11 protein-coding genes and 1 pseudogene are annotated in these 14,455 nt (G+C 57.4%); 10 read left to right on the top strand and 2 right to left on the bottom strand.

What is annotated here, in order from left to right; translation table 11 throughout:
• Positions 1–38: 38 nt before the first annotated feature.
• Genes rpiB through upp form a run of 3 tightly spaced genes read left to right on the top strand, consistent with a single transcriptional unit; the run spans position 39 to position 2,437 of the window.
• Positions 39–491, top strand: coding sequence for a ribose 5-phosphate isomerase B (rpiB, locus tag HMPREF9163_RS10905; RefSeq protein WP_037347140.1), 453 nt, complete (start codon positions 39–41; stop codon positions 489–491).
• A gap of 11 nt (positions 492–502) precedes the next feature.
• A complete protein-coding gene (glyA, locus tag HMPREF9163_RS10900) occupies positions 503–1,750 on the top strand; it encodes a serine hydroxymethyltransferase (protein ID WP_009441860.1) in 1,248 nt (415 codons plus the stop codon).
• 30 nt (positions 1,751–1,780) lie between these two features.
• Entirely contained in the window at positions 1,781–2,437 is a 657-nt protein-coding gene (gene upp / locus HMPREF9163_RS10895) for a uracil phosphoribosyltransferase (RefSeq protein ID WP_009441858.1), read from the top strand.
• A gap of 120 nt (positions 2,438–2,557) precedes the next feature.
• Here the strand turns inward: upp and HMPREF9163_RS10890 are convergent, their stop codons facing one another.
• Positions 2,558–3,433, bottom strand: coding sequence for an RluA family pseudouridine synthase (locus HMPREF9163_RS10890; protein WP_009441855.1), 876 nt, complete (start codon positions 3,431–3,433; stop codon positions 2,558–2,560).
• Complete coding sequence (uraA, locus tag HMPREF9163_RS10885) at positions 3,433–4,692, bottom strand: uracil permease (RefSeq protein ID WP_009441854.1); 1,260 nt, start codon at positions 4,690–4,692, stop codon at positions 3,433–3,435. Before uraA ends, HMPREF9163_RS10890 begins: the two co-directional genes overlap by 1 nt.
• 188 nt (positions 4,693–4,880) lie before the next feature.
• Here uraA and HMPREF9163_RS10880 point away from each other — a divergent pair, with 188 nt between their 5' ends.
• From HMPREF9163_RS10880 to HMPREF9163_RS10850, 7 genes and pseudogenes are all read left to right on the top strand, one after another.
• Entirely contained in the window at positions 4,881–5,843 is a 963-nt protein-coding gene (locus tag HMPREF9163_RS10880; RefSeq protein ID WP_009441853.1) for a type I phosphomannose isomerase catalytic subunit, read from the top strand.
• A gap of 95 nt (positions 5,844–5,938) precedes the next feature.
• The gene (locus HMPREF9163_RS10875) at positions 5,939–6,880 is read left to right on the top strand and encodes a DUF2156 domain-containing protein (protein ID WP_009441852.1); all 942 of its coding nucleotides are present in this window, start codon (positions 5,939–5,941) and stop codon (positions 6,878–6,880) included.
• Between the two features lie 111 nt (positions 6,881–6,991).
• Positions 6,992–8,659, top strand: a complete 1,668-nt coding sequence (locus tag HMPREF9163_RS10870; RefSeq protein ID WP_009441851.1) for a 2-isopropylmalate synthase — start codon at positions 6,992–6,994, stop codon at positions 8,657–8,659.
• Position 8,660: 1 nt separating this feature from the next.
• Entirely contained in the window at positions 8,661–10,490 is a 1,830-nt protein-coding gene (gene uvrC / locus HMPREF9163_RS10865) for an excinuclease ABC subunit UvrC (protein ID WP_009441850.1), read from the top strand.
• Between the two features lie 165 nt (positions 10,491–10,655).
• Complete coding sequence (locus tag HMPREF9163_RS10860; RefSeq protein WP_009441849.1) at positions 10,656–11,669, top strand: ABC transporter substrate-binding protein; 1,014 nt, start codon at positions 10,656–10,658, stop codon at positions 11,667–11,669.
• Between the two features lie 252 nt (positions 11,670–11,921).
• On the top strand, positions 11,922–13,616 hold the full coding sequence (locus HMPREF9163_RS10855; RefSeq protein ID WP_009441847.1) for a sensor histidine kinase: 1,695 nt from the start codon (positions 11,922–11,924) through the stop codon (positions 13,614–13,616).
• Positions 13,609–14,367: pseudogene (locus HMPREF9163_RS10850) on the top strand (response regulator); the annotation flags it as partial. The gene HMPREF9163_RS10855 and the pseudogene HMPREF9163_RS10850, both read left to right, overlap by 8 nt.
• Positions 14,368–14,455 lie beyond the last annotated feature (88 nt).

Genomic DNA, 14,455 nt, shown 5'->3' with positions numbered 1-14,455 from the left:
AAGAGAATATTGTGAAGTATGAGGAGGAGGGCATTCTCATGAATATTACGATTGGCAGCGACCACGGTGCCGTGGATCTCAAAGAAGAGGTCAAGATGGTGCTCCATGAATTCAGCGATGTGCATGTAAAGGATGTTGGAACCTTTGGAAAGGAGGCCGTCGATTACCCTGACATCGCGGAGAAGGTCTGCGCCGATGTCATCTCGGGAAAGGCGGATCGCGGGATCGTGCTCTGCGGCACAGGGCTTGGCATCTCGATTGCAGCGAACAAGATCAAGGGTATCCGCGCGGCACTCTGCGCTGATGTCTATACGGCAATTATGTCGCGGAAGCACAACGATGCGAATGTGCTTGCCCTTGGTGGCCGCGTGACGGGCTTCGGCCCTGCGGGCGAGATTGTGCGCGCGTGGATTCGCACGGAGTTCGAGGGTGGGCGTCATGCGCGCCGTGTCGAAAAAATTATGGCGCTGGAAGATCAGAAAAACGGTTAAGGAGAGTTTCTATGAGCATGATGGATTCGTTGGAAAAGGTCGACCCACAGACGTTTGCGGCGATTGAGGATGAACTGAACCGCCAGCGTACGAAGCTGGAGCTCATCGCCTCGGAAAACATCGTCAGCCGCGCGGTTATGGAGGCGCAGGGCAGTGTCCTCACGAACAAGTACGCAGAGGGCTACCCGGGAAAACGCTACTACGGTGGCTGTGAATACGTCGATGTGGCGGAGCAGCTTGCGATTGACCGCGCAAAGGAGCTCTTCGGAGCGGTATGGGCGAATGTGCAGCCTCATTCGGGCGCGCAAGCGAATATGGCGGTCTTCTTTGCACTGCTGCAGCCGGGCGACACGATCCTCGGCATGAACCTGACGGACGGCGGGCATCTGACACACGGCAGCCCCGTCAACATCTCTGGGACATATTACAAGGTCATTCCTTACGGTGTGGATCGCGAGACGGAGCGCATTGACTACGATGCGCTTGAGGCGCTTGCGAAGGAGCACAATCCCAAAATGATTATCGCGGGTGCTTCGGCATATGCACGCACGATTGACTTCGAGCGCATCGGGGCGATTGCAAAGGCGGTCGGCACGTTCTTCATGGTGGATATGGCGCATATTGCGGGGCTTGTCGCCGCAGGGCAGCACCCCAGTCCCGTGCCCTATGCCGATGTCGTGACCACGACCACCCACAAGACCCTGCGCGGGCCGCGTGGGGGGCTTATCCTCGGGCGCGATGAGGAACTTGGCGCGAAGATCAACAAGGCGGTATTCCCCGGCATTCAGGGCGGTCCTCTCATGCACGTCATTGCGGCAAAGGCAGTTGCGCTCGGTGAGGCTCTCCAGCCCTCGTTCAAGGAGTACGGCGCGCAGGTCGTGAAAAATGCGGCAGCGCTCGCGGATGAGCTGACGAAGCTCGGCTACCGCATCGTATCGGGCGGCACGGACACGCACGTCATGCTCGTCGATCTCACGAATAAGGACATTACGGGCAAAGATGCGCAGAACCTGCTCGATGAGGTCAATATCACGGCGAACCGCAATACGATCCCGTTCGAGCCGCGCAGCCCGTTCGTCACGAGCGGCCTCCGTCTCGGCTCGCCTGCGCTCACGACGCGAGGCTTCAAGGAGGAGGATATGCGTGAGGTGGCGCGGATCATTGCCCACGTCCTCGACGCACCGACAGACGAGGGTCGCAGGGAGGAGGCACGCAGCCGTGTCGCCGCACTCTGTGCGAAATACCCCCTGTACGAATAACATATCTCTGAAAGAAAGGAAGCCTCTCCCATGGCTGATACATTCCATCCGTCCGATATTCCGAGTCTCCATCTCGTCGATCATCCGCTCATCCAGCACAAGCTGACCATCATGCGTATGAAGGAGACGGGGACGAAGGAGTTCCGCGAGCTGCTCTCGGAGATTGCCATGCTCATGGCATATGAGATCACGCGCGATTTCCGGCTGCGCGATGTGGAGATCGAGACGCCCGTCGCACGCTGTCGTGCGAAGATGCTCGAGGGCAAGAAGCTCGGCATCGTGCCCATCCTGCGCGCAGGGCTCGGCATGCTCGACGGCATATTGACCCTCGTACCTGCCGCGCGCGTGGGGCATATCGGACTCTACCGCGACCCCGAGACACTTGCGCCTGTCGAGTACTACGCAAAGCTGCCAAGCGGCGTCGAGGATCGTACACTCATCGTCTCCGACCCCATGCTCGCTACGGGCGGCAGTGCGTCGGCGGCACTCACCATGCTCAAGGAAAAGGGCGCACGCAGCATCATCCTCATGTGCCTCGTCTCCGCGCCCGAGGGCATCCGCCGCGTGGCTGCCGATCATCCCGACGTGTCGATCTATGTCGCAGCCGTCGATGAACGCCTCAACGATCACGGCTACATCGTGCCGGGTCTCGGCGACGCAGGCGATCGCATCTTCGGGACACTGTAATAAACATAATGCAAAAGACGACTGCCTGCGCAGTCGTCTTTTGCATTATGGAGTATGAGTCACTCTTATCCCAAAATGTTGACGAAAAATGTATATGGATAATTAGGCAGCAAAGACTTCTTATGATATAGAAATGTGGTGAACAATCTCCGTCATATCTTCTGGTAGAGGGGCTGTGATGGTCAGAACTTCATGTGTGAACGGATGGGTGAGTGTAAGCTGCGCCGAGTGGAGGGCGTGACGGGTGATTCGTTCCGTATTGCCGCCGTAGAGATCATCGCCGAGCAGCGGATACCCGAGGTGGGCGAGGTGGACACGGATCTGGTGGGTACGTCCCGTTTCGAGGCGCAGCCGCAAAAGGGGATGTTCTCCGTTCGTCCACACCGTTTCATAATGCGTGCGCGCGGGCTTTCCATCGGGCGCGACATGGCGCAGGATGATGCTCGGCAGGGCGCGTGCAATCGGCGCATCGATCGTGCCTGACGTAGGTGTAATCGCTCCCTCGATCAGCGCCAGATACGTTCGCTCAAGTGTATGTGTACGCGCAATCTGATGCTGCACCTCGGGACGCTTGGCGATGAGGAGCAGCCCCGAGGTGTTGCGGTCGAGGCGGTGGCAGGGGTGAAAGTCGAGAGAGATACCACGCGCGGTATAGAGTCCCAGCACGGCGTTTGCAACGGTGCCGTGTGCCTCCTTTGTCGTCGGATGGACGAGCTGCCCCGCAGGCTTGTCGATGACGAGGAGATCGTTGTCCTCATAGACAATGGAGAGCGGTAGCTGCTCCGGTGTGACGGAGGAGACGATGGGCAGTTCATAGGAGACAATATCACCCGCACGCAGCATCGTGCGCGCAGCAATCGCGGGGACGCCGTTCACGGCGAATGTTCCGCTGTGCTTGATCCGTTTCCAGAGCCCCGAGGAAATGCCGCGCGTGCGCATCAGGTATGCCTTTGCGGGGCATGTTTCATCCGCGTGCAGGTCGACTGTGATTTCCATCACTCGCGCTGTTTCTGCTCCTGACGGCGCAGGGCGAGAATGATGCGGAAGGAGACGGAGAGGATGATGGCAATGACAGTCGCGAGCGACATACCGCGCAGTGTGACCGTGCCGATGGTGAGGCTTGCCGTCGAGACACCGACCCCCATGACGATCGAGGTGAGGAGGAGATTCATCGGATTGTTGTAGTCCACCTTCGCCTCGACGAGGATACGGATGCCCGAGGCGGCGATGACGCCGAAGAGCAGCATGGAGACGCCGCCCATGACGGGCGTCGGGATGCTCTGGATGAGCGCGGCGAGCTTGCCGAGACAGGAGAGCAGGATTGCAAAGATCGCTGCGCCGCCGATGACCCACGTGGAGTATACCTTTGTGATGGCGAGCACGCCGATGTTCTCGCCGTAGGTCGTGTTCGGTGTCGAGCCGAAGAAGCCCGAGAAGATGGTCGAGACGCCGTTTCCGAGGAGGGATCGATCAAGCCCCGGATCCTTTGCGAGGTTGCGTCCGACGATATTGCCCGTGACAATGAGGTGGCCGATGTGCTCCACGATGACGACAATGGAGGCGGGCAGGATGATGAGGATGGCACGCAGGTCGAACTCCGGCGTGTAGATCGTCGGTATCGCGAGCCACGGCGCGCTCTCAACGTGCGAGAGATCGACGATGCCGACGGCAAAGGCGATGATGTAGCCCGCGACAACGCCGATGAGAATCGGAATGATGGAGAGGAAGCCGCGGAACGCCATCGAGGCGAAGATTGTGATGGCGAGGGTTGCGATCGAGACGAAGATGACGGTTGCGTCGGTATTTTCTCCCGTCAGCCCTGCCATGCCCGCCGCCGTCGGCATGAGCTCGAGTCCGATGACGGCGACGATTGCGCCCATCGAGGCGGGCGGGAAGATGACGTCAATCCAGCTCGTTCCGATCGTATGCACGATGAAGCTGACAATGCAGAAGACGATGCCGACGACGATGAAGCCGCCGAGTGCTGCCTCGTAGCTGTACTCGGAGAGGACGAGGAAGACGGGGGAGAGGAAGGCGAAGCTCGAGCCGAGATAGGCGGGAATCTTGCCCTTGCAGAGGATGAGGTAGAACAGTGTGCCGATGCCGTTGAAGAGCAGCACGGTCGCGGGGTTGACGTGAAAGAGGATCGGCACGAGCACGGTCGAGCCGAACATCGCGAAGAGATGCTGCAGTGAGAGCGGGATGGTGGTGAGGAGCGGCGGGCGCTCCGTGGTATCAATGACCTTTTGGGACATGGTGAATCACTCCGTTTCATATGGGTAAAATATTTTATGAAAGAAATCCTGCGTCTGCTGCAGGCGTTCCTATGATACCACAGTCAGCGGTGGGGAACAATCATCATTTCATAGGTCGTGCTTTGTACTTGCAGTTTTTTGTAGAATTCGGTAAGATAGTCCTATGAAATGAAATAAGGACGTGAATTATGAAATATCCGATGAAACTCATTGCGCCACTGAAGGACTATCTCTGGGGCGGTACGCGGCTCCGGGATGAATACGGAAAGGAAACGCAGCTGACGAAGGTTGCCGAGAGCTGGGAGCTTGCCTGCCATAGGGACGGCAAAAGCGTCATTGCAAATGGCGCTGCGGCGGGATGGACTCTTTCGGATTGGCTCGCGGAGGCGGGCACGGATGCACTCGGCACGCGTGCGGCGAAGTTTCCGTATTTTCCGCTGCTCATCAAGCTCATCGACGCGCACGACGAGCTCTCCGTACAGGTGCACCCCAATGATGACTATGCCCTGCGCGTCGAGGGGGAGTACGGCAAGACGGAGCTGTGGTATGTCGTGGACGCAGCACCGGGGGCTGAGCTGCTCTATGGATTTGCGCACGAGATCTCAAAGGAAGAGTTTCGTCGGCGCATAGAGGACAATACACTCCTCAATGTTGTGCGCCATGTGCCTGTGCAGAAGGGGGATGTCTTCTTCATACCTGCGGGGACGCTTCACGCAATCGGTAAGGGAATCCTCATCTGCGAGATTCAGCAGAACTCGAATACGACGTATCGCATCTACGACTACGGCCGCATCGGTGCGGACGGCAAGCCACGCGATCTTCATATCGAAAAGGCGCTTGATGTGACCTCCCTTGCACCTGCTCCCGCGTATGCGTGCGGCAATGAGGTCGACCTCTTCGCGGGCGCGCGGGCGCGCCTTCTGGCGGCGTGCGGTTATTTCACCGCCTATCATCTCACAGTGGACGGGGAATGTGTGCTTACTGTAAGCGAAGACTCATTCCAGTGTCTGACCGTGCTTTCGGGCAACGTACAGCTTCGCACCGAAACGGACGGACTGCAGCTACAGAAGGGGGAGAGCGTCTTTCTGCCCGCAGGATTGGGACACTGTGTGCTCGCGGGCATGGGAGAGCTGATTCTTAGTAAAATATAGAGCAGAACAGGTAGGGCTTGACGGCTTTGTTATAATGAAACCGTTAGGAGAACTTTTATTAAGGACTCGCTGATAAATATGGCGATTCCTTACGAATGCCCAAAGGAAAGGTGAGACTCATCGAATTTCATGCCTTGACAAAGGAAGACAAGCCGCTGCTTGATCGATATTTTCGTGCGAATTACTATGAGAATTCGCATTTTAACTTTACGAATCTCTACATGTGGCGCGAACCGTTCCATGTCCACATCGCCGAGGAGGACGATGTCCTCTACGTTGTGAGCGAGTGGAAGGCGCGTGTCTCCGCCTTGCAGCCGTTCTGCGATCCCGCGCTTTATCCTGCGGCGACGAAGAAGCTGCTCGCGTACTTCGAGGAGATTGAGCAGCCATTCCACATCTATGATATGGAACGCGGCTATGCAGATTTCCTGCGCTCCTGTGACTGCGCCACATTCGAGGTGGTTGCTGATCGCGACAATTTCGACTATGTGTACCTCGCGGAAAAGCTTATCAGTCTCGCGGGGCGCAAGCTGCACTCGAAGAAGAATCATCTGAATGCGTTTCGCAAGGAGCATCCCGATGCTGAGTTCGTCCCAATCACGGATGAGGTTGTAACACTGTGCAAGCTGGAGTTGAACAGCTGGTACAAGCAGCACCGTCAGGAGGACGGCACGGTCGATCCGTTCATCGGCTACGAGCGCGCGGCGATTCTCGAGGTGCTGAACAACTTCGAGGACTTCGGTCTGAAGGGCGGCGCCATCCTCCTTGGTGGACGCGTCGTCGCCTTTACATTTGGCGAGCAGCTGAACACGGATACGGCGGTCATCCATGTGGAGAAGGCAGATCCCGAGCTGCGCGGTGCCTATCCCGCGATCAATCAGGGCTTTGTGGAGCATGCGTGGAGCCATATGACCTACATCAACCGCGAGGAGGATATGGGGATCGAGGGGTTGCGCAAGGCAAAGGAGTCGTACAAGCCCGAGAAGCTGATTGAGAAGTTTAATGCGACCTTGGTCGGATTTGCAAACTGTCCGTGAATATGGTAAGATAGCACAACGCTAGGATAACGCAGGCGCGTCCTTCGCCCCACATCAGCGGCGAAGGACGTTCTTGTTTTATAGAGATGTTTTGATACGGGGGGAACGATCATGAATCACACAAAGTACACGAAGGGTTACTATATGCCGCCCGAGATTCGTCTGGACTGGCTGCGTATGGATGCACCCGACAAGGCACCGATTTGGTGCTCGGTTGATCTGCGCGACGGCAATCAGGCACTCATCATCCCGATGAGTTTGGACGAGAAGCTGGCGTTCTTCGATCTTCTCGTGCGTGTGGGGTTCAAGGAGATCGAGGTCGGTTTTCCTGCCGCGTCGGAGACGGAGTACGAGTTCCTGCGCCGCCTCGTCGATGACAATCTCATCCCCGACGATGTGACCGTGCAGGTGCTGACACAGGCGCGGGAGCATATCATCCGAAAGACGTTTGATGCGCTGCGCGGCGTGAAGAACGCGATTGTGCATGTCTACAACCCCACGTCTGCAGCACAGCGCGAGCAGGTATTTGCACGCTCAAAGGAGGAGATTCTCCAGATCGCCGTGGACGGCGCAAAGCTTCTCAAGAAGCTGACGGAGGAGGCGGGCGCGAACTATCGGTTTGAATACTCGCCCGAAAGCTTCACGGGCACGGAGCCCGAATATGCGCTCGAAGTCTGCAATGCCGTTCTCGATGTGTGGCAGCCCACGCCCGATCGCAAGGCGATCATCAATCTTCCCTCGACGGTTCAAATGTCGATGTCACACGTCTACGGAATGCAGATTGCCTACGTCAATGAGCGGCTGAAATACCGTGACAGCGTCGTCCTTTCCCTCCACCCGCACAACGACCGCGGCTGCGGCGTAGCAGATGCGGAGATGGGGCTGCTCGCGGGTGCAGACCGTGTCGAGGGCACACTCTTCGGCAACGGGGAGCGCACGGGCAACGTCGACATCATCACCGTCGCGATGAACATGTTCGCGCTCGGTGTCGATCCGAACCTCGACTTCTCCGATCTCCCACACCTCGTCGAGGTCTATGAGCAGGTGACGCGCATGCAGGTCAACCCGCGCCAGCCATACTCGGGTGCACTCGTCTTTGCCGCGTTCTCCGGTTCCCATCAGGATGCCATCGCCAAGGGCATGAAGCACTGGGATGAGAACAAGCCCAAGCACTGGTCACTGCCATACCTCTACATCGATCCGAAGGATATCGGGCGCACGTACGACGGTGATGTCATCCGCATCAACAGCCAGTCGGGCAGGGGCGGTGTCGGCTATATCATGGAGCAGCAGTACGGCATCAGCATGCCGAAGAAGATGCGCGAGGATCTCAGCTACCGTGTCAAGTCCGTATCCGACAGCGGACACAAAGAACTCCTGCCGGACGAGATCTACAAGGTGTTCATGGATACCTACGTCAATGTTGTATTCCCGTTCGAACTCACGGATTTCCATCTGAAAAAGCAGCCGGACGGCACACGCATGGGCGATGTTCATCTTAAGGTGGACGGTGAGGACCGCACGTATGAGGCACGCGGCAACGGCCGCCTCGACGCGATCTCGAACGCCATGCAGGCAAATCTGGGGCTTCGCTATACGAACCTGACCTACAGTGAGCACGCGCTTGAGATTGGACAGACCTCGCGTGCCATCTCCTACATCAGCATCACGGGCGAGGATGGCAAGACTTACTGGGGCGCAGGCCTCGATACGGATATTATCACCTCGTCCATTCTTGCCCTGTTCAGCGCGATCAACCGCATGAAGGCGGGGCACTGAGGTGACAGACCTCGTTGCCGAAAAGCTGAAACTGCTGCCCGATTCGCCGGGTGTCTACATCATGAAGGACGCACGCGGGAAGATTATCTATGTGGGCAAGGCAATCGTCCTCAAGAACCGCGTTCGGCAGTATTTCCAGAGCAGCCGCAATCAGGCGCCGAAGGTGCGTGCGATGGTTTCGCATGTTGCCGACTTCGAGACAATCATGACCGCGAACGAGGTCGAGTCGCTGATTCTCGAGGCAAATCTTATCAAGAAACATCGTCCGCGCTACAATATACGGCTCAAGGATGACAAGAGTTACCCCTATGTCAAGGTGACGGTGCAGGAGGAATATCCGCGCGTCTTCATCACGCGGCGCGTACTGCGTGATGGAGCGCGCTACTTCGGACCCTATACGAATGTGACGGCGCTGCGGGACAGCTTAAAGCTCCTGAAGCGCCTTTTTCCTCTGCGTACGTGTCGGACAATGCCTGATCGGCCGTGCCTCGAGTACCACATCAAGCGCTGCCTTGCACCCTGCGTGGGGAAGGTGGGGGAGGAGGACTATCATGCGATGATCCGCGCCGTCCTGCTCTTTCTCGAAGGGCGGACGGACGATGTGGAGCGCGAGCTCGAGCACCGCATGGCACTTGCGGCGGAAGCCTATCACTTCGAGACGGCGGCGCGCCTTCGGGATCAGCTCATAGCTGTACGCAAGGCGGCGGAGCGGCAGAACATCGTGACGGGCGCGGGAGATCAGGACGCGCTCGGTATGGCGCGCTCGGCAGCGGGCGTCTGCGTACAGATTTTCTTCATCCGCGGTGGCAAGATGATCGGGCGCGAGCACTTCCTTTTGCGCGGGAGCGAGGAGGAGAGCGATGCGGACATCCTGCGCGCCTTCCTCGAGCAGTACTACAATCAGGCGACCTTCGTGCCGCGCGAGGTGCTGCTGCCGCATACGATCGACGACGCTGCGCGTGCGGTCATCGAGCAGTGGCTTGCCGAGAAAAAGGGCGGGGGCAAGGTCGCCCTCCTCACGCCGCAGCGCGGCACGAAGCGTGATATCGTGACGATGGCGACGGGCAACGCGGAGAAATTCCTCGCGGACGAGGAGACGCGCCGCAGCCTTGCGGATGAAGCGACACTCGGCGCCGTCGAGGAGTTGGGGCGCTATCTCGGACTCAAAAAGCCGCCGCGCCGCATGGAATGCTTTGACATCTCGCATAATCAGGGGCAGGAGACCGTCGCCTCGATGGTTGTCTTCGAGGACGGTATGCCGAAGAAGTCCGACTATCGACGCTTCAAGATTCGGAGCGCGGAGGGCAAGCCCGATGACTTCCTCTCCATGCGCGAGGTGACAACGCGGCGTTACGTTGGACTGCCGGAGGATGAACTGCCCGACCTCATCATCATCGACGGCGGCAAGGGGCAGCTCTCCTCCGCACTTGAAATCATCCGAAACGAGGCGGGGCATAAGGATGTGCCTGTCGTTGGACTCGCAAAGCAATTCGAGCTCATCTTTACGGAGGGGAATTCGGAGCCTGTCGAGCTTCCGCGCCGCAGTCAGTCCCTCTACCTCGTCCAGCGCATCCGCGACGAGGCGCACCGCTTTGCAATTACTTTTCATCGCAAGCTGCGCGGCAAGCGCAACCTCGTCTCCGTGCTCGATCACATCGTCGGCGTGGGGCCGAAGCGGCGGCAGAGTCTTTGGTCGCACTTCGGCACACTCGATAAGATCAAGGCGGCATCCGTCGATGAACTCGTAGCAGCACCCGGCATGAATCGCCCAGCAGCAGAGGCGATTGTGCATTTTTTCGACGCGCAGCGCGCGCTACGCGGGAAAGATTAGCGATTCTTTTACTTTTATCCGGTGCGTTTGCGTTGGTTGCGACGCACAAAGATAGGATTCTCCCCCAAAAATGACGAACTGTATGATTGCACTGCAGTTCTGATTATTGTAGAATTATCAAAAAGATTTGAAATTGATGACATCTCGTTGAGGAGGTGTCGCACGATGATCATCTTTCAGCGCATGCAGATATGGGGTGCGACGCTTCTGCTCACGGCAGGGGGTCTCCTTGCAGCCTGCGGCACAGAGCCGCAGAGCGTGCAGTCGGATGAAAATATCGTTGTTGTCTACAACTGTAATACGGATAACTGGACAGCTCCGCTTGCCAAAGAGTTTCAGGAGCAGACTGGCATACAGGTACAGCTTGTCAGCGGCAGTTCGGGCGAGCTCATGGCGCGTGTCCGCACGGAGCAGGAGAACCCGCACGGCGATATTATATGGGGCGGCACGGCGGATGCCTACGTCGCACTTGAGTCCTATCTCGAACCCTATGTGTCTCCTGAAAAATCTGCAATTCTACCCAATTTTGTGCGCGGGAACAATGCGTTCTACAATATGGTCATGGATCCTTACGTCATCGCCTACAACAGTGATCTGGTGAGTGAGGTAGACGCCCCGAAGGGGTGGCGGGATCTGCTCGACCCAAAGTTTCGTGGACGCATTGCACTGGCAGATCCAACGAAGTCCACGTCCTCCTATGCCGTCCTACTGACGATGGTGGATGCCCTTGGCGGCGATACCACAGTCATCGGAGACGTGGCAGAGCAGCTCGATGGACGCAGTACCGCCAGCTCGGCAGCGCAGATCAAGGCTCTTTCCGATGGAGAATATGCCGTTACTGCAACGTTTGAGGAGGCTGTACTCACATACATTGCGGGCGGTGCCCATATGAAGATTGTCTATCCTGAAGAAGGGACGGCTGTGTCCTCGGGCGGAATTGCAATCATCAAAAATGCTCCGCACGCAGAGAATGCAAAGAAATTCCTCAATTTCCTGATGAGCCGTCAGGTTCATGAACGCCTCGGCGAATATGAACGACGCTCAACGCGTGCCGATATTCCGGCACCGCCGAATCTTCGTCCTCTTTCGGAGATTCGTTACATTTGGTTTGATACGCAGCGCGCCGTCTCCTTTCGGGACGAGTTCCTAAGCAAATGGCGCGCGGCGGTTATCAAATAAATCCCCATTTTCCCCCCATCCCCCCATTCCCATATTTTCCCCTTCCAAGACCGTCACGTTTTGTGGCGGTTTTTCCTTTGCTTTCGTTCCTTTTTGTATGTAAATATATTTTTTCTATTTATACATGATTTTACTTGACAGGAATTGAATTTATCCGTATTCTTTCTTTATAGTCTGAACATTAAGGAAGACCTTTGTTTTACTCGTTTTCCGTCGCTCTTTACTTGCGGCTGGAGAGGGGCTGCGCCATTTATGGGACGATATCGGATCGGCTATCAGAAGCGACTGCTTGCCTATCTGCTCTTTGGGGGACTCTTTCCGCTCCTTTTAGCTTCTGCGATGATCCTCTATGCGGCGGATCGTGTCTATGAAAATACGCAGGCAAAGGGCGGCCGTGCCGAGGTACAGCGCATCTCGCGCGAGATCGACAATCTTGTTGGCAGCTATCAGCGCCTGATGAACCCTCTGCTCGTGCGTGGGGAGACCATTGCATTTCTGCGTGGTGAGCGTGCAGATGTAGAGAACATCTACGGCGATCTCTATGCGATTCTGGCAGGGCGTTCCGGCGAGGCAGCAATCTATCTCCTCTCCGCAGACGGCAGTCAGGTCATTGCGACGGATGATCTGCCGCGCGATTATCGGCTGCCGGAACATCTGCATTGGGGGCTGCTCGGCCGTGCCGTGGAGGGGCAGGACTGGGTGATTGCTTCTGCAGACCGCTATGAGGCAGATCGCAGGGAGACGGTCTTTTCGATGGCGCGTGCGATTCGTCAGGGGGAGGAGCTGCTCGGCTTTGCCGTTATCGATGTGCGGCGTGAGGCTCTTGTGCCGCTCATTCAGCGTGTGCAGGACGGCAATGAAGGGCAGATCATCCTGACGGATCGCTATCGCTATGTCATGATGGACATGCTCGATCATCACCGCGAGGGGTTTTCTTCCGTATTTTCTACGCCCGAGGAGGGGACGGCTTCGGAGTCTGTCTTTCGCGACTATGCCTACTCCTCGTCGGATACGGGCTTTGCCGTGCATCTGCGCCAGCGGCTTGACTCCGCACCGCTTGACTATCTTTTCCGTCTCGTGCTGATGGTGGATGCCGTCGCGCTCTGCATGACTGCGTATCTTGCCTATCTGCTGAGCCGTCATCTCTGGCGTCCGCTGCACAGCCTTGCGCTTGCCATGCGCCGCGTACGCAGCCGCGATGATTTCTCGGTACAGGTGGACGCGCAGCGCGGCGATGAGATCGGGGAACTTGCACTGACATTTAACAGCCTCGTTTCGCATATCCGCACGCTGCTTGCAGAAAATCGGGAGCGCGAGCGGACACTGCGCGTGGCGCAGGTGAAATCGCTCACGGAGATGATCAAGCCACATTTCATGTATAATACGCTCAACCTCATCAAGTGGAGTGCGAAACTCGGCGATAGTGAGGGGGCTGCCGACATTGCCGTGCAGCTCGGGAAGCTGCTGCGTGCCTCGGTGAGCATGAAGGAGTTCGTAACAGTGGCGGAGGAGCTCACCTTTCTCCGCACGTATCTGAAGATCCAGCAGCGCCGATTTGAGGGACGCCTCAAGGTGACGGTGCGTGTGGAGTCCTCGGCATATGGCTGTTATGTGCCGAAGCTGATTTTGCAGCCCCTTGTGGAAAATGCGATACAGCACGGCATCGAGATGGCAGAACGCGGCGGATGCATCACGATCACAGGCGCGCGGGAAGACGGGTATCTCGTCTTTCGCGTGAAGGACAACGGACAGGGGATGAGCCCTGAGCGGCAGCAGGAAGTGCTCGCGCGGCGGGATGACAATCATTTTGGACTTTACAATGTGCATATGCGCGCGGTGCTGAATGGGGATGAAGTTTGCGGAGTCGAGCTGCACTCTGCGGAGGGGAAAGGGACGGAGGTAATACTGAGATTGAAGCACTGGGAGGAGGCTCCTCATTATGATTAAAGTGCTGATTATTGACGACGAGCCCATGCAGCGTGAGGGCATTATGCGCCTGACGCCGTGGGAGGATTTTGGCGCCGAGGTCATCGGTGCGGCAGGCAGCGGCATGGAGGGGATTCTTCTCGCGCGCGAGTATCGTCCCGATGTACTGATTGTGGATATCAAAATGCCCGGGCTCTCGGGGCTGGATGTGATTGCGCGCCTGCGCGAGGAGCTGGAAGCAGAGTACATCATTCTCTCAGGCTACGGTGAGTTCGAGTACGCGCAGCAGGCGATTGCACTCGGCGTATGTGCCTATCTCCTGAAGCCGCTTGACGATGAGGAGCTCTCCGCGGCCGTGCGTCTGGCAGCAGACCATATCAGGGAGCGCCGCGTTCATCTCCATGAAGCGAATGCTTCGGAGGTCATCGCTACACATCTCGATCTGCCGGAGGAGGAGCCGATCCGCGGCTATCTCCTGCACGCTGTGCGCCATATGGAGGAGCATATGGCGGAGCCGATCACCGTGCGTGAGGTCGCGGATGAGCTGGGACTGAGCGTCAGCTATCTGCACAAGCTCTTCGCACGCTGCGGCACCTCGTTTAGCGCTTATCTCACGGATTGCCGCCTGCGCCGTGCGGGGCAGATGCTGCGTGAGGGCGATGAGAAGATCTATGCGGTTGCCGCTGCCTGCGGCTATCAGGACACGCGCTATTTCAGCAAGATCTTCCAAAAGCATATGGGCGTAAAACCAACAGAATATCGCCATGGTAAGGAAGCACTGATAAATTCAGCACCGCCATCTTGGCGTATCTTTTTTGCCCTCTCTGTGTCGACAAATCCTCCACATAGCCCTTGCTATG

Source organism: Selenomonas sp. oral taxon 138 str. F0429, assembly GCF_000318175.2.
Lineage (GTDB): Bacteria > Bacillota > Negativicutes > Selenomonadales > Selenomonadaceae > Centipeda > Centipeda timonae.
The sequence above is the reverse complement of the archived record's forward strand: the minus strand, read 5'-3'. Positions and strand labels throughout refer to the sequence as shown.